Raw genomic sequence first — 19,249 nt, forward strand, 5'->3', positions numbered from 1 at the left:
AAAGTCCTGAGATAAATGATTGCTGCTCACCTTCCTTAAATAGCTAGGTCATTAACCTTGAGGTGGCTTGGGTATCTATTTATACGTTCTTACTATCATGAAGAAAAACGTTTTTATTTCAGGTAAAACATGAGACAGATTCATGAATATTTGCTGTTTTAGTAAAACATTTAGGAAGGGATAGTGAAAAAATGCTTCAAAGCTAATTTGGACGTCTGGATTTCTAAATCGGTTTGTTGGAGTTGCAGTAATTTCATATAAAACGTGAGTAATATTCACTAGTTAACAGGACTTTTGAGAGCAACCCCGTACTTTATTGTTGTTATACTCGTCTCCCTAAACCAACAACACAGACAAATACAATGAATGAATTAATCGTGCTTATTATCGCTTGCGCCATACTTGGTAGCGGGGTTGGCTTTTTAGCTGGGCTGTTAGGAATTGGTGGAGGCCTAGTGATCGTGCCTATATTAAGCATGATCTTGCTGTATTTTCAGGTGTTACCCGCAGAGCAAGTGGTGCTGGTGGCGATTGCTACATCGCTCGCCTCAATTCTTTTTACTTCAACGTCATCAGCTATCGCTCACCACAAAAATGGTAATGTGCCTTGGCAATTGGCTCCGTGGGTAATGACAGGGGTTGCACTAGGCGCACTTATCAGTGGCTTTTTGGCTTCGCTATTACCCGCAAATGTGGTGCGAATTGTATTCGCTGTGAGTGTGGTGCTTATTGCATTAAAAATGATTTTCAGCAGTAAAAACGATAGCCAAACATCACGAACGCTACCTAATAAAGGCCTTTTGACACTTTATACATCCATCACAGGGGGTCTATCTGCCATGATAGGTATTGGCGGTGGTGCGGTACTTGTGCCGCTACTGACGTTTTTCTCGGTTGATATGAAAAAAGCCATTGGCTGTGCTTCGGCGTGCGGTATTGTCATTGCGCTATTTGGCTCTGTGGGTTACATCAGCTCAGGCAGTCAGTACTTTACATTAAAAGAGGGCTTTGCTGGATTTGTTTATTTGCCTGCCTTGTTTGGTATTGTTTGTACTTCGTGGTTTACCGCACCATTAGGTGCAAAAGCAACGCATCATTTACCCGTCTCTACTATTAAAAAAATATTTGCTGGGCTGTTGGTTATTATGGCTGTGAATATGCTTACAAAATAGTGTTAACTTATTAATTCGACAACGCAAAAACGGTTTGTTAATGTCAGTTAAGTAGTAATTAGGCTGCTTAACTGCGCGCTTATTTTGGCTTTAGGCGCTAATAAAGGATTCATTTTTTAAGGAACCTGTTATGGATCGTCGGTGCTCTCTAGCAAGTAAAAAAACGCTAAGCGCTTTATTTGTTGCTCTATCAATGTTGGCTTTACCTGTGACTGCTGAGCCTACAAAGTCACTCGAAACTCATCACGCTTTAATGGGCCAAATTCTCAATGCAAACCAACAAACACCGCTTACAGATTTTGCACTTCATGTGATTGTTGATGATGGACATGCTTTTTCAACGGCAAAGCAAAGTAAAGAAAATGCGCCGCAAGTTATTAACCCAAACAGTTTATTTAGAATTGCCAGCGTGACTAAAACCTTCACTGCAGCAACGGTGCTACGTTTGCAGGAAGAAGGTAAATTAAACCTTGATACAACACTTGATAAGTTAATTTCTGACGACTTTTTTGCGCTTCTTGAAAGCGATGGCTATGTCCTTGATAAAATGACGCTTAAGCAAGTGCTGAGTCATACAGCAGGGCTATACGATCACGCTCAAAGCGATCAGTATTTAGCTGGCATAATGGCAAATCCGCAGCAAGATATTACGATGCGCGAGCAAATTAAAGGGTGTGTAGAGTGGGGCGACCCAGTTGGCAAACCTGGCGAGCTTTTTTCATATTCAGATACCGGATATGTGTTACTCGGCCATATTATTGAAAGAGTGACAGATTTACCCTTGCCTGAAGCGGTTCGAAAGTACTTAGGTTTTGACAAAAATCATATTGAAAATGTGATCTGGGAACGTGGTGATTCAGTTGCTGTGGATGATTCGCGACGCGTGCATCAATACTTGCACGGCACCGACACCTTTAATTGGAGTCCAACTGTCGATTTATATGGTGGCGGTGGGCTTGTTGCCAGTCCAATCGGTATGGCTAAATTTTATCAGGCTTTATTTTCAGGTAAGGTCTTCAAACACCCAGAAACGCTCAAACTGATGCTCTCTAATAAAGGCTTACCTGCAGGTAGCCCTTATCGTTTAGGTGTATTTGCAAAAGAATATAACGGCACTTTGGTTTATCAACATGGTGGCTTTTGGGGCACTTTGGTGATGTATGAGCCAACAACGCAGGTGGTGGTCGCAGGAGCTGTTACTCAGCAAAAAGACTATGCCCAGCTTGAAAAAGTGATGAGTGACTACTTAACATTACAAGCAAAATAAGCGCAATGAGTGTTACAATGACCCGTAACTTATTTCAGATTTAAATTAAATGTCTAAGCTTTGTTCAACTTGGTTGGTGATAATGTGTGTTTTGCTCTCTTTTGTAGGGCAGGTTATTGCGTCGCCGTCTGAGTTACCTTGTGAAAGTGAAGATATTTATCAGCTCGCTGCACTTGATAGCGCAACCATCCAAATCAGCCCGAGTGAAACTAATGATTGCTGCAATATCGATTGCTGTGAATTAGGGTGTTCTTGCATAGCAAGTTTATGCTCACCAATCTTGTATTTAGACCTTGAAGTTAAAAAAATTAAGCTGCCCTATTTTGCTGGTTTTCGATTCAGTGATCAGCAACAACCCCCCAACTTAATTGCACGGCAATTATATCGCCCACCCATTTTTACCTCTTAACCAAAACCTATAAGTTGGCATTTGCTCGCCTATAGGTGCTGGTTAATGAAAATTTATTTGTCATTACAATAAGCATTCTAAGAGGTAAAAATGCGTCAAAGACTATTTAAATTAGCCGCGGTTACACTGCTATTGCCATCGGCTGGTTATACAAGTGCACATGAAGATGAACATCATCATGAAGAAAAAAGTATCGAGCGAATTCAGGTCAGAGCGTCACGTTTAGGGCGTATTGTGACAGAATCAGCTACTCGCACTGAGATTATTAACGGTGAAGAAGTTCAAGAAAAGGCATTAATGCGGCCTGGAAATATTTCGATGTTAGTTGCTGAAACAGGGGGGGTTAGGGTGCAAACAACATCACCATCACTAGGCAGCGCGAATATTCGTTTGCAAGGTTTGTATGGTCGATATACCCAGTTACTAAGCGATGGCTTGCCGCTTTATGGTGGGCAAACGGCTTCGATTGGCCTTTTACAAATTCCACCTACTGACCTTGCAAACGTTGAAATAATTAAAGGTTCTGCCTCATCTTTATATGGTGGTTCAGCACTTGGTGGTGTAATTAACTTAATTTCGCGAACACCTGCCGACGAGTTTGGCGGCGAGGTATTGCTCAATGCGACATCTAAAGATGGTCAAGATGTAACAACCTATTTATCGGCGCCGATCAATGAGTCGTTCGCAAGCTCTCTGACGGCGGGCATTCATCATCAAGCAAAACAGGATCTGGATGATGATGGTTGGATAGATATGGCACAGTATGAACGGATCACTGCAAGGCCTAGGCTTTACTATCAAGGCGAAAATGGAGAAAACCTCTACGTTACACTTGGAGGGATGAAAGAACAGCGTAAAGGTGGCACAGAAGCTGGGGCTTTAATGCCTGATGGTCTGCCATTTGTGCAGCAGCAAGATACACTCAGAACAGACTTAGGTTTTGTTTATGATCAAGCATTAGCTGAAGAACTTGATTTAAATGTTCGTGGCTCAGCAATGGAACAAGATCATGATCACCAGTACGGTCATGTATTTGAAAAAGATAAGCATAATAGTTATTTACTTGAATCGAGTGTATCTAGTTATTTGCACAATACTGCTTGGTTGGTAGGTGTTGCTTATCAAACAGAGCAATTTTCCTCACAGACATTTTCGGCGTTTGACTATCGTTATGAGGTGCCAGGACTGTTTTCACAAATTGATTATCAAGCAACGGATGATTTATCAATGTCAGTGAGTGCTCGTGCAGATGATCACAGTGAGTATGGCAATCAATTTAGTCCTCGACTTTCTGTACTCTATAATCCAGAAAACTGGCTATTTAGAGGTGCATATGGCAAAGGGTATTTTGCACCAACTCCTTTTATTGAAGAAATTGATGAGGTCGGTTTATCACAGCTTGAGCCCATTAATGACTTACAAGCAGAGCAAGCAGATACAGCTTCATTCGATATTAGCTACATTGCTGGTAATTTAGAAACCAGCATAACGTTGTTTTCATCAAATATTGAGCATGTTACAGAGCTTGAAGCCTCTCAAGTTGGCAGTGAAAAAGCCGTTCGACTTGTAAACAGCCAAGGGCAAACACAAATCAGAGGCGCAGAGTTTTTAATGCGCTATCGCTGGCATGATATTAAGTTTACCGGCAGCTATTTATATACCGATGCAACGAAGCAAAATCAGGCAGGGTATGGTCGCGAAAAACTCACTCTAACACCAGAGCACTCGGCTGGGCTGGTTGTAATGTGGGAGGAGCATGGCAGTCATCTAGTTGGTTTTGAAGCCTATTATACTGGTACTCAGCATCTTGAAGACAACCCTTACCTTGAACGAAGCAAACCATATTGGCATTTGGGGCTGTTAGGTCAAATAACCACGGGCAACGTAAGCTGGTTTGTAAACGCAGAGAACTTACTTAACGTTCGTCAAACAAAAGAACATCCGCTCACCTTGCCTGAGCAAGCTGCAAGTGGACGCTGGACAACTGATATATGGTCTCGAAATGACGGTTTTACCGTTAATGCAGGCATGCGAATTCAATTTGGTGGTTAATTAATAAATACCCAAGCCGCTCATACTTTGTTGGGCGGCTTACTTATTTTTAAACCAACACTCAAAAAACTCTATAAACGCTTTCACTTGCCGAGGTTGAAATTGCCTGCTCGGATATATCACCTGTAGGCCGACACTTTTTTTATCGCTGTGGCTAAAGCCTCGAACATACTCATCTAGTATCAAAATAAGGTCGCCTGTTTTGAGGTCATTTTTGATATCAATGTATGATTTTAAGGCTATGCCATGGCCTTGATTTGCCCAGCGTCTTATCACCTCACCGTCTGAGCATGAAAGGTGGGGAGCTACTTTGATAGAAAAGTGCGTGTTATCTACCTCAAAATGCCAGTCATTTAGCGGTTGCCCAAGTCGCTCAAGTACAAGGCAACGATGATTTTTTAAATCTTCAGGATGTCTTGGCAAACCAAACGATTTTATATAGCTAGGTGAGGCGCATAGCACACGGCGGTTATTACATAGCGGGCGGCTAATCAAGTTACTATCAGGCAAATTGCCGAATCTAAATGCCAGATCAATACCTTCCTCAACAATATTGGTGACCCCATCTGTCAGTACTAAATGCGGTTTAACATTTGGGTGGTTATTGATGAATTCTGCTAATGCGGGTGCAACAAACTGGCGACCAAAGTCAGATGTTGCAGAGAGTTTTAGCTGGCCTCTTAGGCTTTGTTGTGACTCTTGAAGTATGTTTTCAGTATTTTCGACTTCTGCTAATACTCTTAAACAGCCACTATAAAAACGTTCGCCTGCATCTGTTAAGGCAATACTGCGCGTATTACGCGTTAATAATCGCGTATCGTAATTTTGCTCAATTTTATTAATTCGTGCTGTCATGCTTGCAGGCGAAAGTCCCAATTTTCTTCCCGCAGCGGCTAACCCTCCCGCTTTTACAACGTGAACAAAAAGCGCCATATCATCAATTTTTGACATTATTCTTCAGTTTTAATGAATACTGATTTAACTCTAAGGCTAATTATAAATTTAGTCAAAATAGTTAAACTCATTTCATCACTTGAAGGAGATAGAAATGCAGCTTAATCACGCTCTGCTTTTAGCAACGAATATCCAGCACATGGCTCAGTTTTTAGAGTCGTCGTTAGGCCTTAAAAAGGGGCCAAGGCCAGCATTTGGTTTTGATGGTGTTTGGTTATATGACGACTTGGATACGCCATGCATTCATATAGCAGCTAAGTTTGGCATAAATGAATCGCAATCTGATTACTTAAGCCAAGCTTCGGTATCAACAGAAGCAGTTGGCTTATCAACGGTTGACCACCTTGCTTTCTTTGCAACTGATTATCAAGAAGTTAAAGCACGGCTAAAAGCAACTTCAATACCATTCGTTGAGCGGGAAGTGCCGGCAGCGAATGAGCATCAAGTGTTTATTCAAGGGCCTGATGGCTTAAAAATAGAAATTTTATTTACACGCAGCGAGCTTATTTAAAAGGTACACACATGAAAAATAGAGTATTTAATCCAGACCAAATTGGTCATCATAAAACCGCAAATAAAATAGTAATGGCTCCTATGACCCGTTCACGTACGGCTCAACCAGGTGATATTCCGACAAGTCTAATGGCAGAATATTATGCGCAACGAGCCAGTGCGGGTTTTATAATATCAGAGGCGACGCAAATTTCTGCACAAGGAAAGGGCTACTCATTTACCCCCGGGATTTATACTGAAGAGCAAATCAACGGATGGCGCAAAGTAACGCAAGTCGTTCATCAGCACAATGGACTCATTTTTTCTCAGTTATGGCATGTTGGCAGAATGTCGCATAGTGTCTTTCATCCAGACGGCTTGCCGGTTGCGCCAAGTGCTATTGCCCCAAATGCGCAAGTGTGGGTGGTTGATGAAAATGGCGAAGGCCAAATGCTTGATTGTCCTACACCACGTGAATTATCGACCAATGAAATAAAGGGCATCGTTCAAGACTATAAACAAGCTGCTTTAAATGCGATTGAAGCAGGATTTGATGGCGTTGAGGTACATGCAGGTAATGGCTATTTAATTGATCAATTTCTAAGACAAACATCAAATAAACGTAGTGACGAATACGGCGGTAATATTGAAAATAGAGCAAAGTTCGCGCTGCAAATCATTACTGCAATTAGTCAAGCTATCGGCCCAGAAAAAACGGCTATTCGATTAGCACCTTTTATTACACAAAGAGGCATGGATGATCCGCAAGCAATCGATGTCATTCTATATTTAGCTAAAAAGTTTGATGAACTTGGCATTGCTTATCTGCATTTAGCGGAAGCTGATTGGGATGATGCTCCCTTCGTAACCGATGAGTTTAGAGTTAAATTACGTGAAATCTTTAATGGAAAAATTGTGGTGGCAGGAAACTACACATTAGCAAAGGCCGATAAACTCATTGGTGAAGGCTTAGTTGACTATGTTGCATTTGGCAGAAAGTTTATTGCAAATCCAGATTTACCTTATCGCTTAGAGCACAATTTACCTCTAAATGAAATATCAGATCCTACTACTTTATTTGGTGGTGATGAGCAAGGTTACACAGACTATCCAGTATTTCAGGGGGAATAAATGATGACATAGCAAAATGGATGTTACGCCAAGACAATGTGCCAAAAAATCAGCCCCGTACTTTTACAGAGGATTTGTTATGAAATACACCGTAACCTTTATTGCACTACTTTTATCTGGTTGCGCCTCACAGCAGCAAACGGGTGAGTTTGAGGATGTAGTAATCGCAGAACATCACTGCCCAGGGGAAATAGATCGAAGCTATAACACCACGATTTATAGCTCTGATGAACCTGAAAAAGTTGGCAAAACTGAAGTTATAACGCGTTGCAATCCAGTTAAAACAGAAACTGAATTTTAAAGAGATTTAAGGCAGAAACATTAGCTTTTACGTATCGGTTATGGTGTGTCCAGTAAGGCTGCTATTGTTAAGCAGCCTTTAGCTAGGCTTTTAGTTGGCTTAACAAAAAACTAGTGTCTCACTTGTGTGCGCTTATGGGCGGGAGAAACGCCCGTCCAACTACTGTATGCGCGAACAAACGAATTTGTTTCGCTAAAACCGAGTAAAAAGGCGATTTCGATAATTGGTAACTCAGTTTGCATTAAGTAGTGCTGTGCAAGATCTTCTCGTACTTGTTGTAAGACTTTTTGATAACTTTGCTTTTCAGCTGTTAGTTTTCGTTGTAGAGAGCGTTTGCTGAGTGCCAGCTCTGAGGCAATATGCTCAATGTTACTTTGCCCTTGAGGTAGGGATTTAAACAAAATACTTGATACCTTATCAGTAAGGCTTTGTTAGCTGATAACATCTTGCAGCTTACGTTTTAAATCTCCATCAAAGCATGACAACATCACCTGATTACTGGTTAAAAATGGCGCTTTTGCATCTTCTGCTAAAAATGTCACGCTAGGGGTACTCCCCACTTTCAACGGGCAACCAAAGTAGGCTTCGTATTCCATGAGCTTTTCAGGTAGCTCTGGCACAATAACCGTAACAGGGTTAATTTGTTTTCGAGTAGCAAGGCGAGTGAGTTGTGTAAAAAATACCAGTTCAGCCAAGCTGTAGCACTTGGGCAGCGTATCAATAAAACCATAACAGCTTACTTGGGCTTTTGTATGAGTGTTGGTAATTTCAAGTGCTAGCTCCATAGGGCCAATTAGTGGTTTGTACTGTTGTAACCTCGCTAAAGCAGCATTTAAGTTTGGGCTACAAATCGCGGCAAAAATTGGTACGTCAAATGATTCTATTGTCATGACTTCGGCAAGTTTTAAGGGTAACTCAATGCCGTTTGCTGCTGTCTCTACACCCTGCCATAATTGGAAGTATTGAGCGGGCGTTAAGTATACTTTATCTTGAGAAAATAAACCTGAAGGCAACTGGGCATAAGCCAGTGCCTCTTCTAGGTTGATTTCTAAATCATTGAGTAATACTTGCCAGTTGGGAGGGATCAAAAACTTGCTGGCTCGTTTCATATTAGTTTCCGCTTTTTTCCATAAACTGACGAGAAATTTTTAACACAGTTTTGCGAGGCAATAAAGGGATCACCCAATTGAGCATAAATTTAAGCGGCGCTTCATTAAAAGCAATTAACTGACCTTTTTGCATTGCCTTGTAACCACACAGTGCCACAGAATGCGCTGATTTAGCATTCTTCCAAGCATCTACCCCTTGTAGATCACCTGCTTCAACAAAGCCTGTTGCTACTGTTCCTGGGCATAACGCGGTGACCGTAATGTTTTTATCTTTTACTTCTTCTGCAATTGCTTGACTGAATGAAGTCACAAACGCTTTCGTTGCATAATATACCGCTTGCAGTGGGCCGGGCATAAAGGAAGCTGTAGACGAAATATTTAAAATTTTGCCACGATTTCGCTCAACCATGCCTTGTAAGTAATAGTGGCTTAGGTTTGTTAATGTCACAATATTAAGTTGCATCATCGTTTGTTCTGCACTGAGATCACGCTCATGAAACTTGCCATGTCCGCCAATGCCGGCATTATTCACCAAAATATCTATGTGCAAACCAAGTGCCTCAGTACGTGTAAAAACATACTCAGCTGAATCTGACTTAGATAAATCGGCTGCAATAACTGTAACCTTTACGTTGTGTTTTGATTCAAGCTGTTGTTTAAGATCATTCAGTTTGTCTTCTGAACGAGCTACCAGCACTAAATTATCGCCATGCTGTGCGTGAATATGCGCAAGTTCTAAACCAATCCCGTTTGAGGCGCCAGTGATCAATGCTGTTGATGTCATATTTGTACTCCATTAATTTGAGCTGTTGTTTTGTTATATGCATGGTAGGCCATCTTTTGGTGTCACATGACATCAGATCGCGCCATCGTTATTGCAAAACGCGCCATTTATAAAATTCAGCTTGCAAATTCTATATAACAAAAATATTATATAACCAAATTGTTATGGAGTGAGTCGTGAAAGTTCTCTTTTTATGTACAGAAAATTCAGCCCGATCAATTATGGCTGAGGCGTTGCTTAAACATCATGGTAAAGGTGAGTTTGAGGTGTTTAGTGCGGGCACAGAACCTTATGCGGTAGACCCTCGCACGCTTGCTACGATTGAGCATTTTGGCCTAAAAACCGATGACTTACACTCAAAGCACTTAAATGATGTAACTAACCTGCATTTTGATTATGTAATTACATTGTGCGACAAGGCAGCAAAAGAATGTGCAAATCGTGTTGATGGCACACATTGTTTAGGCTGGGACTTTGTTGATCCTAAAACGCGTCCTGAACCTCACGCTTTTGAAAAAACGTTGCAAGAGCTCAATGAGCGAATCAAACAGTTTGTGCAATCCCATAACAAAGAAAAACCAGCATCGATTTCGCCAACCACATTTTATAAAGCGCTTGCAGATGATATTCGTTTAAAAAGCTTATTGCTTATCGCCGTTGAGCAAGAGGTTTGCGTATGCGAACTAATGACGGCACTTAACGAGCAGAGCCAACCAAAGGTTTCAAGGCATTTAGCGCAACTTAAAAAACAGGGCATTTTGTCGGATAGAAAACACCAGCAATGGGTGTTTTACTCTTTAAACCCGACTCTACCTATGTGGATGAAACAAACAATTACCTCGACCGTGGTAAACGAACCAAATTTCATAGAAAACGAGTTAGCAAGGCTAAATGCGATGGGCGATGATCGCCCAACCCGTGTTGCTCGTTGCTGCAATTAAGGACTAAAAATGGGTGTTTTTGAACGATATTTATCTGTGTGGGTTGCTGCTGCTATCGCCATCGGTGTGGCGCTTGGGGTGATGTTTCCGCCTTTATTTGAGCTAATAGCGAAAGCCGAAGTGGCGCATGTCAACATTGTTGTTGCACTGTTTATTTGGGTAATGATCTACCCGATGATGGTGCAAGTTGATTTTTCAACGATTAAAGAAGTCGGTAAGAATCCAAAAGGGCTGATGCTCACTTTAATCATTAACTGGCTTATCAAACCGTTTTCAATGGCCGCATTAGGTTGGTTATTTTTTGAAGGGTTATTTGCTGATTTTGTTAGCCCTGAAACGGCGCAAGAATATATTGCAGGCATGATTTTACTCGGTGTTGCACCTTGTACGGCAATGGTGTTTGTGTGGTCACAACTAACCAAAGGCGATGCAAATTATACCTTAGTGCAAGTATCTGTGAACGACATCATTATGATTTTTGCCTTTGCACCTATTGCGGGGTTGTTGCTGGGTGTATCTGATATTCATGTGCCTTGGCTTACACTGATGATTTCGGTTGTGTTGTATGTATTGCTACCATTCATTGCCGGGGTATTAACACGCAAAGCTCTTAATAATTCAGCGCAAAATGAAGCTGCTGTGCAGTCATTTTTAGAGAAAGTTAAACCTTACTCAGTTATTGGTTTACTGGCCACAGTGGTCTTGCTATTTGGGTTTCAGGCGAACACGATTTTAGCCCAACCGCTTAACATTGTACTGATTGCCATTCCGCTTGTTTTGCAAACCTACGGTATTTTTGCAATCACCTATTTCATTGCGTTAAAGCTTAGGCTTAAGCACAACATTGCAGGGCCAGCGTGTTTAATTGGTACTTCTAACTTTTTTGAGTTAGCGGTCGCAGTGGCTATTTCATTATTTGGTTTGCACTCGGGTGCAGCATTAGCAACCGTTGTTGGGGTGTTGGTCGAAGTACCTGTGATGCTGTCGTTGGTTGCAATCGTTAATAAAACTACACATTGGTTTAAAGAGTAATTGGGGAATCATAATGCAATCACATCCATTTGATATTTTACAGCTAGAAACTGGGGCATTTATTTTTACCCCTTGCCCTGGCACAAAAGGCGTTGGCTTATCACAGTCTGTTGCTGAGTTAAAAGCGGCAGGTGCAAAAGCCATTATTACGCTAATGTACGATGAAGAGCTTGTTAAAAATGGGGCGCAGCAGCTTGCAATCGAATGTGAGCAAGCCGGCCTTAGCTGGTTTCAGTTACCTATTTTGGATGATGACGCGCCAAACGAAGCGTTTAGTCTCGCTTTCAACAAACACCTTAACGACATTCTTGCCATCATAAAAAGCGGTGGTAGCGTGGCTGTACATTGTAAAGGCGGCTCAGGCCGTACAGGCTTAGTTATTGGTTTATTAATGCATGAGCTTGGCTATGCTAAAAACGACATAGTTACTCAAGTGCAGGCTATTCGCCCTAAATCGTTGCATAACCCAGTACAACGTTCATTTTTCGACAATTTTCAAAAAGTAGGAGCTTAACAATGGCAATTAAAGTAGGCATTAATGGTTTTGGCCGTATGGGTCGTTTATCGCTAAGAGCAGCGTTTGCATGGGATGACGTTGAGTTTGTGCAAATTAATGACCCAGCGGGTGATGCAGCTACACTGGCTCACTTACTAAAATATGATTCGGTACACGGTATTTGGCCTCATGAGGTTGAAAGTAACGACAATGCTGTGATTATCGATGGCCACGAAATTAACGTTACGCAAAATAAAGCGATTGCAGACACTGATTGGTCTGGTTGCGATATTGTTATTGAAGCCTCAGGTAAAATGAAAAAAACCGAATTACTGCAAGCTTATCTTGATCAAGGTGTGAAAAAAGTTGTTGTCACTGCGCCTGTAAAAGAAGACGGCGTGTTGAACGTTGTAATGGGTGTAAACGATGATTTATATGATGTACAGCAGCATGAAATTGTTACAGCAGCATCATGCACTACCAACTGTTTAGCGCCTGTGGTTAAAGTTCTGCAAGAAAAAATTGGTATCAAACATGGTTCAATGACCACTATTCACGATATTACTAACACGCAAACTATCTTAGATGCGCCCCATAAAGATTTACGCCGTGCTCGCGCATGTGGCATGAGCTTAATTCCAACTACAACCGGCTCTGCAACGGCGATCACACATATTTTCCCTGAACTTAAAGGCAAATTAAACGGCCACGCGGTTCGTGTGCCTTTAGCAAATGCATCAATCACAGACTGTGTGTTTGAAGTTGAAAAGCCAACTACCGCTGAGCAAATTAACCTATGGATGCAAGAAGCCGCAGCAGGTGAGCTAAAAGGCATTTTGGGCTATGAAGAAAAGCCACTTGTTTCTATCGATTACAAAACTGATCCACGCTCAAGCATTGTTGATGCGCTATCAACCATGGTTGTCAACGAGACACAAGTTAAGCTGTATGTTTGGTACGATAACGAATGGGGTTACGCAAACCGCACTGCCGAACTTGCCCGTAAAGTTGCGCGATCACTTAAAGGTTAAAAGCAATGACGCGTTTGGCTAATCTTCCCGCTGATATAAAGCAGTACTTAATTGTCACTGGGAATTACTGGGCATTTACGCTTACAGATGGCGCATTGAGAATGTTGGTGGTACTGCATTTTCATGCGCTTGGCTACTCGCCTTTGAGTATTGCCATGCTGTTTTTGTTTTATGAGATTTTTGGTGTTGTCACTAACTTAGTGGGCGGCTATTTAGGCGCAAGGCTTGGTTTAAACAAGACCATGAACATTGGCCTTGCCATACAGGTTGTGGCCTTGTTCATGTTGGCAGTCCCCCCTGAATGGCTGAGTGTTGCCTATGTGATGTTAGCGCAAGCGCTGTCGGGCATTGCCAAAGATCTCAATAAAATGAGCGCTAAAAGCTCAATTAAAATGCTGGTTGCCAGTGGCCAAGAAGGCACCTTGTTTAAATGGGTAGCGATACTAACAGGCTCTAAAAACGCCTTAAAAGGTGTGGGCTTCTTTTTAGGTGGCTTACTACTGACATTAATGTCGTTTAAAGGCGCAATGCTAACCATGGCTGCCACCTTGCTGGTGGTGTGGTGTTTTAGTATTTATGCACTTAAAAATGATTTAGGCAAAGCTAAAAACAAACCTAAGTTTAACGAGATATTTTCAAAGAGTAGTTCAATCAATATCTTGTCGGCCGCGAGATTGTTTTTGTTTGGTGCGCGTGATGTTTGGTTTGTAGTTGCACTTCCGGTGTTTTTATCACAAGCCTTTGATTGGGATCACTGGACTGTGGGTGCCTTCTTAGCTAGTTGGGTCATTGGTTATGGGGCTGTGCAATCTTTTGCTCCTAAAATCATTAAGCTCAATAAGCAAACATCACCAAGCGCAGAAACAGTTAAGTGGGCATCCTTGCTTGCTGTAGTCACCTTAGCCATTGCCCTTGCTATTGGCTTTGAGTGGGCTGTAAAACCAATGCTGATAGGCGGGTTGATGTTATTTGGTGTGTTATTCGCGATTAACTCATCTTTGCACAGCTACTTGATTGTGAGCATGGCTGACGCCGATGGCGTATCACTTGATGTTGGGTTTTACTATATGGCTAATGCCATGGGTCGCTTAATTGGCACTGTGTTGTCGGGCTTAGTGTTTCAAATTTATGGCTTAGCAGCTTGTTTAGCTATCTCACTGTTATTTATTGTAATTACCGCCCTTATATCGACTAAATTGCCAAAACAAATTTAGTTGAATCTAAACACGCCCTATAAAGGTAAGCTTTCTTGCTTACCTTATTTTCTTAAATTATTTTGCAAAAATATTTGACCTGTCTACAGCTTTACACTTCATACTTATTGTATTCAAAAGCCTTATAGGCCTATTTCATCATGTATTTAATTTCAGAGTTAGCTGCAAAGCTGGGTTTGTCGCGCACGGCTGTGTTGTATTACGAGAAGCTTAAAATCATTCAGGGCCGCAGGCTTGCAAATGGTTATCGCTATTACAGCGAGGCTGATTTACAACGCTTGGTTTTGATCCAGCAGTTACAAAGCGCGGGGTTAACCTTAAAAGAATGTCAGAGCTGTTTAGATGTAGAGCTAGATAAAGCGATTTTGCAACAGCGCTTAGCGCAACTTGAAGCTGAAATTACCGCTAAGTTACAAGCCAAAGATTTATTACTGAGTTTGCTTGGCGAACGCTCTCAAAAACACTTACATGATGAGCTGAATAAGCGTGCGCCAAGTGCACATTTAAATTGGTTGTTAAAGCAAGGATACACAGAAAAAGAGGCATTGCGGCTTCGTTGGTTATCAAAAGATATGAGTGACCATGAAAGCTACATGCACGATTTTATGACTGTGTTTGAGCCATTAGAGCGATGGGGACCTGGTAGCGAAGAAGCCACATTAAAAGCTTTTGCTGCTGTTCCTAACAATGCCAACCAAATTTTAGAAATTGGCTGTGGTAAAGGCTTATCAACATTACTAATAGCCAAGCAAACTGATGCCAAGATCACGGCTTTAGATAATGAGTCATCGGCACTTGCTTATTTACAGGAGCGATTGCTCGAAGAGCAATTGGCTGAGCATGTGTCTTTGACGTGCGCATCGATGACTGCGCTGCCTTTTAAAGCAAGTTCATTCGATGTTATTTGGGCTGAAGGGTGTGTATATGTCATGGGTATGCAAAGCGCACTGTCAAGCTGGAAACCGTTTCTTCGCCGTGATGGGGTGATTGTGGTCAGTGATTTAGTTTGGCTTAACAGCCAGCCTGAAATGGCGGTTAAAGAGTACTGGCAAGCGAATTACCCAGATATGCAATCAATCGAAAGCCGCGTTGCTTTATTTGATGAGCTTGGATATGAGCTTATAGAGCAGTTTTCGCTGGATCAGCAAGCTTGGCAAAACTATTGGCAACCACTTAAGGCGCGCCTTGCTGAGTTAGCGCCATCGATAAGTGAGTCTCAAGCTGTAAAAGACATACAAACAGAAATTGCTCTTTACGAAAATGAGACTGGACAAAACTTTACTTATCACTATTTTATTTTAAAACTTAAGGAGTCTAAGTGAATTTTTCAATTTACGAACAGAGCCAAAAAAACGAGATTATTGCGCTTTACTTGGCAACATTTAGTGCATCAGAGTCAATACAAGAAGGCGAGCAAGTTGCCCGTTTAGTCACTGACTTTTTAGCTGAGCCATATCCATCAACTGATTTATATGTGTTTGTCGCGACAGATGAGCAACGGATCGTGGGCGCTATAGTGCTGTCGCGTTTACAGTTTGCGCACGCTAAAGAGGTGTTTTTACTCTCACCTGTTGCAGTGGCAACGGATTATCAAGGACAAGGCATCGGACAAAAGCTGATACAATTTGGCTGTGATAAGTTAGCTGAACAAAATGTTAGCCTAGTGATGACCTATGGTGATATCAACTTTTATGGAAAAGTCGGGTTTTCTGTTGTGAGTGAAGAAATTATTCAGGCACCTCATAACTTATCTTATCCAAAAGGCTGGCTAGCTAAACCGGTTTTAGATGACGAAATTTTGCCAATTATTGGTAAGCCAAGTTGCCTAAAACCACTCGATAACCCTGCGCTTTGGTAAACATTATGCAAACACCATCACTGATAGAATTAGGCATGCGACCTTTCTTTCAACAACAGTTGAGTTTAGATGAGCTGGAAAACAGCCATTTAGGACGTGTTGTTGAGCATCACAAAACAGAGGTCGTTTTCAAAAATGGTTAATACTGTTCAAAAGCAAAATAGGTCAATTAAAAAGACTCAAGAGTGACCGCTAGTTGGATGTTTCTAAGCGTGTTTTTGCAACGAAAATAATGAGCCAAATAGCAACAACGGTTTCTAGCCAAATTAATACATGCATTGCGGTTGTCATAACGTTATTGCTATCAACCGCATAATGCAGTACCGATAACATGTTCATCGCAGCATAAAGATAGAGCAGCCACATGGCGTGTTTAATGCGTTGCTTAGCTAAACAGAGCAGCGCATATAAGCCAACAAAAGTCATGATAAACCAAAAGTAGTCGACCACGTTTGCTGCAAGCCAATCAGGTTCAGGATAGTGCTCAAAATACATAATATTGTGCACATAATGCAAAATACTGGCGATAAAGTTCGCGAGTACAATAAAGAGTAAACGAGCGTGTTGTTTAAATAGCACTGCTTTGTTTTGCATTATGAGTCTCATTTAACGCGGTTAATATGTCATGCCAAATTGCTTGATTATGTTTTCTGAAATAGCCAAAGTGGCCTACTTTTTTAGCGGGTAATTGTGCAGATTGATAACGCTTAAAAGCAATTGGGTGTTTGCTGGTTACATTGCGCCAAAAGTTATGCACGTTTTGCTCGGTACAGATTTCATCATCGTCAGCGGTAAAGACATAGGTAGGAATATCAAAGTTTTTATAGGTACCTTCGGCAATCGATTTACCGTAAAATTTATTCGAGAAAAACAACTGCTTTTCTCTACACCACGCTGACCATTCACGCGTAAAGCCAACGGGTAAGTCTTCCATAAAATTCATTTTTTTAGCGGGCACGTATTTAAATAATGCCCCCGTAATCGGCGAAAATAAACGAAAGAAGAAGTTAGCTTTAATACGGTAACCGGTTGGCATATAACCAAAGTATCCGGCAGAAACTGCAACCGCAACAAGGGCATCAAGCTTTTGGTAATTAGCAGCTAAACCTATTTGCTGACCGCCAGCACTATGACCAACGCAATAAAGTGGCAGAGTTGGATTGATGCTTTTAGCTTTATCAATCATGGCAGGCATATCAAAGCGGCCAATGTCTGAATATTGATAACTACAGCCTTTTAACTGGCTTGTTTTCGATTCGCAAAAGCCACGGTAATTCCAAACAACCACATCGAAACCTTGGCTGACTAAGAACTCCGCAAACGGTAAATAGTAGGTGGTTTTTGTTGCTGTACCTGGGTTTAATAGCACCGTTGCTTTAGGGTTGTTGGCCGCAAAATGAGTGCCACTTAAAGTGACGTTATCGGCTGTTTTAACACTAATCGATGTATTCATTTTTTTATTAGTATTGATAGAAGAATGCGTTGAGCATAAACTGTGGAGCTTACTCTACAGTCAAGCGTATTTTTATGAAAACCAAGCAAGTCACGCAATTAACCGGCCTCACAAAAGACACCATTCGTTTTTATGAAAAAGAGCAGTTGATCCCGCCACCTTCAAGAGATGTGAATGGCTATCGTATTTATAGTGAAAAAACAGTTGAGCAGCTCAACATGATCACAATGGCTAAAAACCTAGGCTTCACTTTAAAAGAGATAAAAGATCTCACACAGCTACTTGGCAAAAACAACTTAACTCAGCAAGCTATGGCCACCAAATTGATTGAAAAAAGTAAAGAAATAGACGCCAAAATCACTGAGCTTATGAACATAAAAACCTTAATCGACCATGCTTTAAAAGGCATGTGTGAGTATAAAGATAAGTTAAGCTAATCACGTTTGGCATATAACTAGCTTTTAATACGATAGTTTTTAATTGGCCTTTATTGCTGGAGCTATATAAATGATTCAATGTAAAGCAATCAATTCTACGCGATATAAAATCGCCGCTACAATTTTGCTAACTTGCTAAAAATTCATTTTTTAGCCATGCAATCAATTGTTGAATGCTGGTATGTTTTAATTTGTCAGCTTTGCAGGCATAGAAAAATGACTGCTGCGGATGGATTACTGCATTGCCTAGCTGCACTAATTCGCCATATTCGAGCTTTTCTAAAACAAATTGCTTATGGGTAACCAGTAGACCAAGTTCTCTCGTTACAGCTTGCAATGCTTGAGCTGTGGTTTCAAAAGAGCGGTTTTTTTGTGCTTTAGGGCAGGTAATGTGGTTATGCTCTGCCCAAATCTGCCAGTTATTGTTTCTGCGTGCATTAAGCACTTGAATGGCGGGAAAGCGGTTTAATAGTTCATTGATGTTGTTTGTAGTTTCTGACTTTAATAATGACGGGCTGCAAACTAAAACAAGTTCATCATCTGCTAATTTCTCACAGTGGTACTTTTGCCAATTTTGCGGATCGCCTTGAAAAATAGCCATATCGATATTGCGTCTTTCGAGATCAACATCACCTACAAAGTTTGATAAGCGAATATCTAACTCAGCATAACAATTTTGTAGCTTATCAACTCGTGGTATCCACCAATGTAATGCCAAAGAGTTCACCATGTTGAGTGAAATTGAATGATGATCTTTGTCTTTATTTTTAACCTCTTCGCTTGCTGAAATGATGGCCTGAACGGCGGGCGAAACGCGCTGATAATAAAGTTTCCCAGCATCATTTAAATACACTTGTCTGCCAACCCTATCGAACAGTCTTACCTCAAGCTGTTGTTCAAGAGACTTGATAGCTTGGCTGATAGCCGAGTGACTAACGTGAATTGAATCTGCGGCTTTAACCATGCTGCCAGTCTCTGCAACAGCAATGAAACTGTATAAGGATTTGAGCGGGATATTGTGTTTCATATGTTAGTTTTTCTTACATATTAATGCGGTTTTATTCGCTTTTTTATAATTTCAGCAGAGCGTATCGTGAGTGTCATCTACTCGCTTTA

22 protein-coding genes are annotated in these 19,249 nt (G+C 41.3%); 15 read left to right on the top strand and 7 right to left on the bottom strand.

What is annotated here, in order from left to right:
- Positions 1-362: 362 nt before the first annotated feature.
- The 3 genes from IRQ78_RS02145 to IRQ78_RS02155 all read left to right on the top strand — a co-directional run bounded on the left by IRQ78_RS02145 (position 363) and on the right by IRQ78_RS02155 (position 4,900).
- Positions 363-1,172 carry a sulfite exporter TauE/SafE family protein gene (locus tag IRQ78_RS02145; RefSeq protein WP_187489903.1) on the top strand — a complete coding sequence of 270 codons (810 nt, stop codon included), beginning with the start codon at positions 363-365 and terminating at the stop codon, positions 1,170-1,172.
- 130 nt (positions 1,173-1,302) lie between these two features.
- Complete coding sequence (locus tag IRQ78_RS02150) at positions 1,303-2,439, top strand: serine hydrolase domain-containing protein (protein WP_194441217.1); 1,137 nt, start codon at positions 1,303-1,305, stop codon at positions 2,437-2,439.
- 499 nt (positions 2,440-2,938) lie between these two features.
- Positions 2,939-4,900: a TonB-dependent receptor plug domain-containing protein gene (locus IRQ78_RS02155; protein WP_194441218.1), complete on the top strand. Its 1,962-nt coding sequence runs from the start codon at positions 2,939-2,941 to the stop codon at positions 4,898-4,900.
- 39 nt (positions 4,901-4,939) lie between these two features.
- Here IRQ78_RS02155 and IRQ78_RS02160 read toward each other — a convergent pair whose 3' ends face one another.
- Positions 4,940-5,851, bottom strand: coding sequence for a LysR family transcriptional regulator (locus IRQ78_RS02160; protein ID WP_171043833.1), 912 nt, complete (start codon positions 5,849-5,851; stop codon positions 4,940-4,942).
- A 97-nt stretch (positions 5,852-5,948) separates the two neighbouring features.
- Here IRQ78_RS02160 and IRQ78_RS02165 point away from each other — a divergent pair, with 97 nt between their 5' ends.
- From IRQ78_RS02165 to IRQ78_RS02175, 3 genes are all read left to right on the top strand, one after another.
- Positions 5,949-6,365, top strand: coding sequence for a VOC family protein (locus tag IRQ78_RS02165; protein WP_166338370.1), 417 nt, complete (start codon positions 5,949-5,951; stop codon positions 6,363-6,365).
- Between the two features lie 11 nt (positions 6,366-6,376).
- Positions 6,377-7,477 carry an alkene reductase gene (locus IRQ78_RS02170; protein WP_194441219.1) on the top strand — a complete coding sequence of 367 codons (1,101 nt, stop codon included), beginning with the start codon at positions 6,377-6,379 and terminating at the stop codon, positions 7,475-7,477.
- Positions 7,478-7,556: 79 nt separating this feature from the next.
- Entirely contained in the window at positions 7,557-7,778 is a 222-nt protein-coding gene (locus tag IRQ78_RS02175; RefSeq protein ID WP_194441220.1) for a hypothetical protein, read from the top strand.
- Between the two features lie 110 nt (positions 7,779-7,888).
- Here IRQ78_RS02175 and IRQ78_RS20555 read toward each other — a convergent pair whose 3' ends face one another.
- From IRQ78_RS20555 to IRQ78_RS02185, 3 genes are read right to left on the bottom strand one after another with little or no spacing between them, the layout of a single operon-like run.
- Complete coding sequence (locus IRQ78_RS20555; protein WP_228482477.1) at positions 7,889-8,179, bottom strand: helix-turn-helix transcriptional regulator; 291 nt, start codon at positions 8,177-8,179, stop codon at positions 7,889-7,891.
- A gap of 30 nt (positions 8,180-8,209) precedes the next feature.
- A complete protein-coding gene (locus IRQ78_RS02180) occupies positions 8,210-8,887 on the bottom strand; it encodes an AraC family transcriptional regulator ligand-binding domain-containing protein (protein WP_228482478.1) in 678 nt (225 codons plus the stop codon).
- 1 nt (position 8,888) lies between these two features.
- Positions 8,889-9,671, bottom strand: a complete 783-nt coding sequence (locus IRQ78_RS02185) for an SDR family NAD(P)-dependent oxidoreductase (protein WP_138617924.1) — start codon at positions 9,669-9,671, stop codon at positions 8,889-8,891.
- A 176-nt stretch (positions 9,672-9,847) separates the two neighbouring features.
- Between IRQ78_RS02185 and IRQ78_RS02190 the strand changes: the two genes are divergently transcribed.
- From IRQ78_RS02190 to IRQ78_RS02225, 8 genes are all read left to right on the top strand, one after another.
- A complete protein-coding gene (locus IRQ78_RS02190) occupies positions 9,848-10,612 on the top strand; it encodes a metalloregulator ArsR/SmtB family transcription factor (protein ID WP_138617921.1) in 765 nt (254 codons plus the stop codon).
- 9 nt (positions 10,613-10,621) lie between these two features.
- Positions 10,622-11,644: an ACR3 family arsenite efflux transporter gene (gene arsB / locus IRQ78_RS02195; RefSeq protein WP_194441221.1), complete on the top strand. Its 1,023-nt coding sequence runs from the start codon at positions 10,622-10,624 to the stop codon at positions 11,642-11,644.
- A 13-nt stretch (positions 11,645-11,657) separates the two neighbouring features.
- Positions 11,658-12,158, top strand: coding sequence for a phosphatase domain-containing putative toxin (locus IRQ78_RS02200; protein ID WP_194441222.1), 501 nt, complete (start codon positions 11,658-11,660; stop codon positions 12,156-12,158).
- A gap of 2 nt (positions 12,159-12,160) precedes the next feature.
- The gene (locus IRQ78_RS02205) at positions 12,161-13,171 is read left to right on the top strand and encodes an ArsJ-associated glyceraldehyde-3-phosphate dehydrogenase (protein ID WP_194441223.1); all 1,011 of its coding nucleotides are present in this window, start codon (positions 12,161-12,163) and stop codon (positions 13,169-13,171) included.
- A gap of 5 nt (positions 13,172-13,176) precedes the next feature.
- Positions 13,177-14,385: an organoarsenical effux MFS transporter ArsJ gene (gene arsJ / locus IRQ78_RS02210; RefSeq protein WP_194441224.1), complete on the top strand. Its 1,209-nt coding sequence runs from the start codon at positions 13,177-13,179 to the stop codon at positions 14,383-14,385.
- 140 nt (positions 14,386-14,525) lie between these two features.
- Complete coding sequence (locus IRQ78_RS02215; RefSeq protein WP_194441225.1) at positions 14,526-15,707, top strand: MerR family transcriptional regulator; 1,182 nt, start codon at positions 14,526-14,528, stop codon at positions 15,705-15,707.
- Positions 15,704-16,243: a GNAT family N-acetyltransferase gene (locus IRQ78_RS02220; protein ID WP_194441226.1), complete on the top strand. Its 540-nt coding sequence runs from the start codon at positions 15,704-15,706 to the stop codon at positions 16,241-16,243. Before IRQ78_RS02215 ends, IRQ78_RS02220 begins: the two co-directional genes overlap by 4 nt.
- 5 nt (positions 16,244-16,248) lie before the next feature.
- Positions 16,249-16,386 carry a hypothetical protein gene (locus tag IRQ78_RS02225; protein WP_228482479.1) on the top strand — a complete coding sequence of 46 codons (138 nt, stop codon included), beginning with the start codon at positions 16,249-16,251 and terminating at the stop codon, positions 16,384-16,386.
- A gap of 49 nt (positions 16,387-16,435) precedes the next feature.
- Here the strand turns inward: IRQ78_RS02225 and IRQ78_RS02230 are convergent, their stop codons facing one another.
- On the bottom strand, positions 16,436-16,837 hold the full coding sequence (locus tag IRQ78_RS02230) for a hypothetical protein (protein WP_194441227.1): 402 nt from the start codon (positions 16,835-16,837) through the stop codon (positions 16,436-16,438).
- Positions 16,812-17,696: an alpha/beta hydrolase family protein gene (locus tag IRQ78_RS02235; protein WP_194441228.1), complete on the bottom strand. Its 885-nt coding sequence runs from the start codon at positions 17,694-17,696 to the stop codon at positions 16,812-16,814. Before IRQ78_RS02235 ends, IRQ78_RS02230 begins: the two co-directional genes overlap by 26 nt.
- A gap of 74 nt (positions 17,697-17,770) precedes the next feature.
- Between IRQ78_RS02235 and IRQ78_RS02240 the strand changes: the two genes are divergently transcribed.
- Positions 17,771-18,133, top strand: coding sequence for a MerR family transcriptional regulator (locus IRQ78_RS02240; RefSeq protein WP_194441229.1), 363 nt, complete (start codon positions 17,771-17,773; stop codon positions 18,131-18,133).
- 127 nt (positions 18,134-18,260) lie between these two features.
- Here the strand turns inward: IRQ78_RS02240 and IRQ78_RS02245 are convergent, their stop codons facing one another.
- Positions 18,261-19,160, bottom strand: a complete 900-nt coding sequence (locus IRQ78_RS02245) for a LysR family transcriptional regulator (RefSeq protein WP_194441230.1) — start codon at positions 19,158-19,160, stop codon at positions 18,261-18,263.
- Positions 19,161-19,249 lie beyond the last annotated feature (89 nt).

The sequence above is a fragment of the Pseudoalteromonas simplex genome, from assembly GCF_015278155.1.
Classification (GTDB): domain Bacteria; phylum Pseudomonadota; class Gammaproteobacteria; order Enterobacterales; family Alteromonadaceae; genus Pseudoalteromonas; species Pseudoalteromonas simplex.

What these genes read in the sequence shown, in the direction of transcription:
- IRQ78_RS02150 (WP_194441217.1), top strand. Translation starts at nt 1,303, where the DNA reads ATGGATCGTCGGTGCTCTCTAGCAAGTAAAAAAACGCTAAGCGCTTTA.
- IRQ78_RS02225 (WP_228482479.1), top strand. Translation starts at nt 16,249, where the DNA reads ATGCAAACACCATCACTGATAGAATTAGGCATGCGACCTTTCTTTCAA.
- IRQ78_RS02180 (WP_228482478.1), bottom strand. Translation starts at nt 8,887, where the DNA reads ATGAAACGAGCCAGCAAGTTTTTGATCCCTCCCAACTGGCAAGTATTA.
- IRQ78_RS02170 (WP_194441219.1), top strand. Translation starts at nt 6,377, where the DNA reads ATGAAAAATAGAGTATTTAATCCAGACCAAATTGGTCATCATAAAACC.
- IRQ78_RS02200 (WP_194441222.1), top strand. Translation starts at nt 11,658, where the DNA reads ATGCAATCACATCCATTTGATATTTTACAGCTAGAAACTGGGGCATTT.
- arsB (WP_194441221.1), top strand. Translation starts at nt 10,622, where the DNA reads ATGGGTGTTTTTGAACGATATTTATCTGTGTGGGTTGCTGCTGCTATC.
- IRQ78_RS02240 (WP_194441229.1), top strand. Translation starts at nt 17,771, where the DNA reads ATGAAAACCAAGCAAGTCACGCAATTAACCGGCCTCACAAAAGACACC.
- IRQ78_RS02245 (WP_194441230.1), bottom strand. Translation starts at nt 19,160, where the DNA reads ATGAAACACAATATCCCGCTCAAATCCTTATACAGTTTCATTGCTGTT.
- IRQ78_RS02230 (WP_194441227.1), bottom strand. Translation starts at nt 16,837, where the DNA reads ATGCAAAACAAAGCAGTGCTATTTAAACAACACGCTCGTTTACTCTTT.
- IRQ78_RS02235 (WP_194441228.1), bottom strand. Translation starts at nt 17,696, where the DNA reads ATGAATACATCGATTAGTGTTAAAACAGCCGATAACGTCACTTTAAGT.
- arsJ (WP_194441224.1), top strand. Translation starts at nt 13,177, where the DNA reads ATGACGCGTTTGGCTAATCTTCCCGCTGATATAAAGCAGTACTTAATT.
- IRQ78_RS02160 (WP_171043833.1), bottom strand. Translation starts at nt 5,851, where the DNA reads ATGTCAAAAATTGATGATATGGCGCTTTTTGTTCACGTTGTAAAAGCG.
- IRQ78_RS02205 (WP_194441223.1), top strand. Translation starts at nt 12,161, where the DNA reads ATGGCAATTAAAGTAGGCATTAATGGTTTTGGCCGTATGGGTCGTTTA.
- IRQ78_RS02185 (WP_138617924.1), bottom strand. Translation starts at nt 9,671, where the DNA reads ATGACATCAACAGCATTGATCACTGGCGCCTCAAACGGGATTGGTTTA.
- IRQ78_RS02165 (WP_166338370.1), top strand. Translation starts at nt 5,949, where the DNA reads ATGCAGCTTAATCACGCTCTGCTTTTAGCAACGAATATCCAGCACATG.
- IRQ78_RS02145 (WP_187489903.1), top strand. Translation starts at nt 363, where the DNA reads ATGAATGAATTAATCGTGCTTATTATCGCTTGCGCCATACTTGGTAGC.
- IRQ78_RS02155 (WP_194441218.1), top strand. Translation starts at nt 2,939, where the DNA reads ATGCGTCAAAGACTATTTAAATTAGCCGCGGTTACACTGCTATTGCCA.
- IRQ78_RS02215 (WP_194441225.1), top strand. Translation starts at nt 14,526, where the DNA reads ATGTATTTAATTTCAGAGTTAGCTGCAAAGCTGGGTTTGTCGCGCACG.
- IRQ78_RS02175 (WP_194441220.1), top strand. Translation starts at nt 7,557, where the DNA reads ATGAAATACACCGTAACCTTTATTGCACTACTTTTATCTGGTTGCGCC.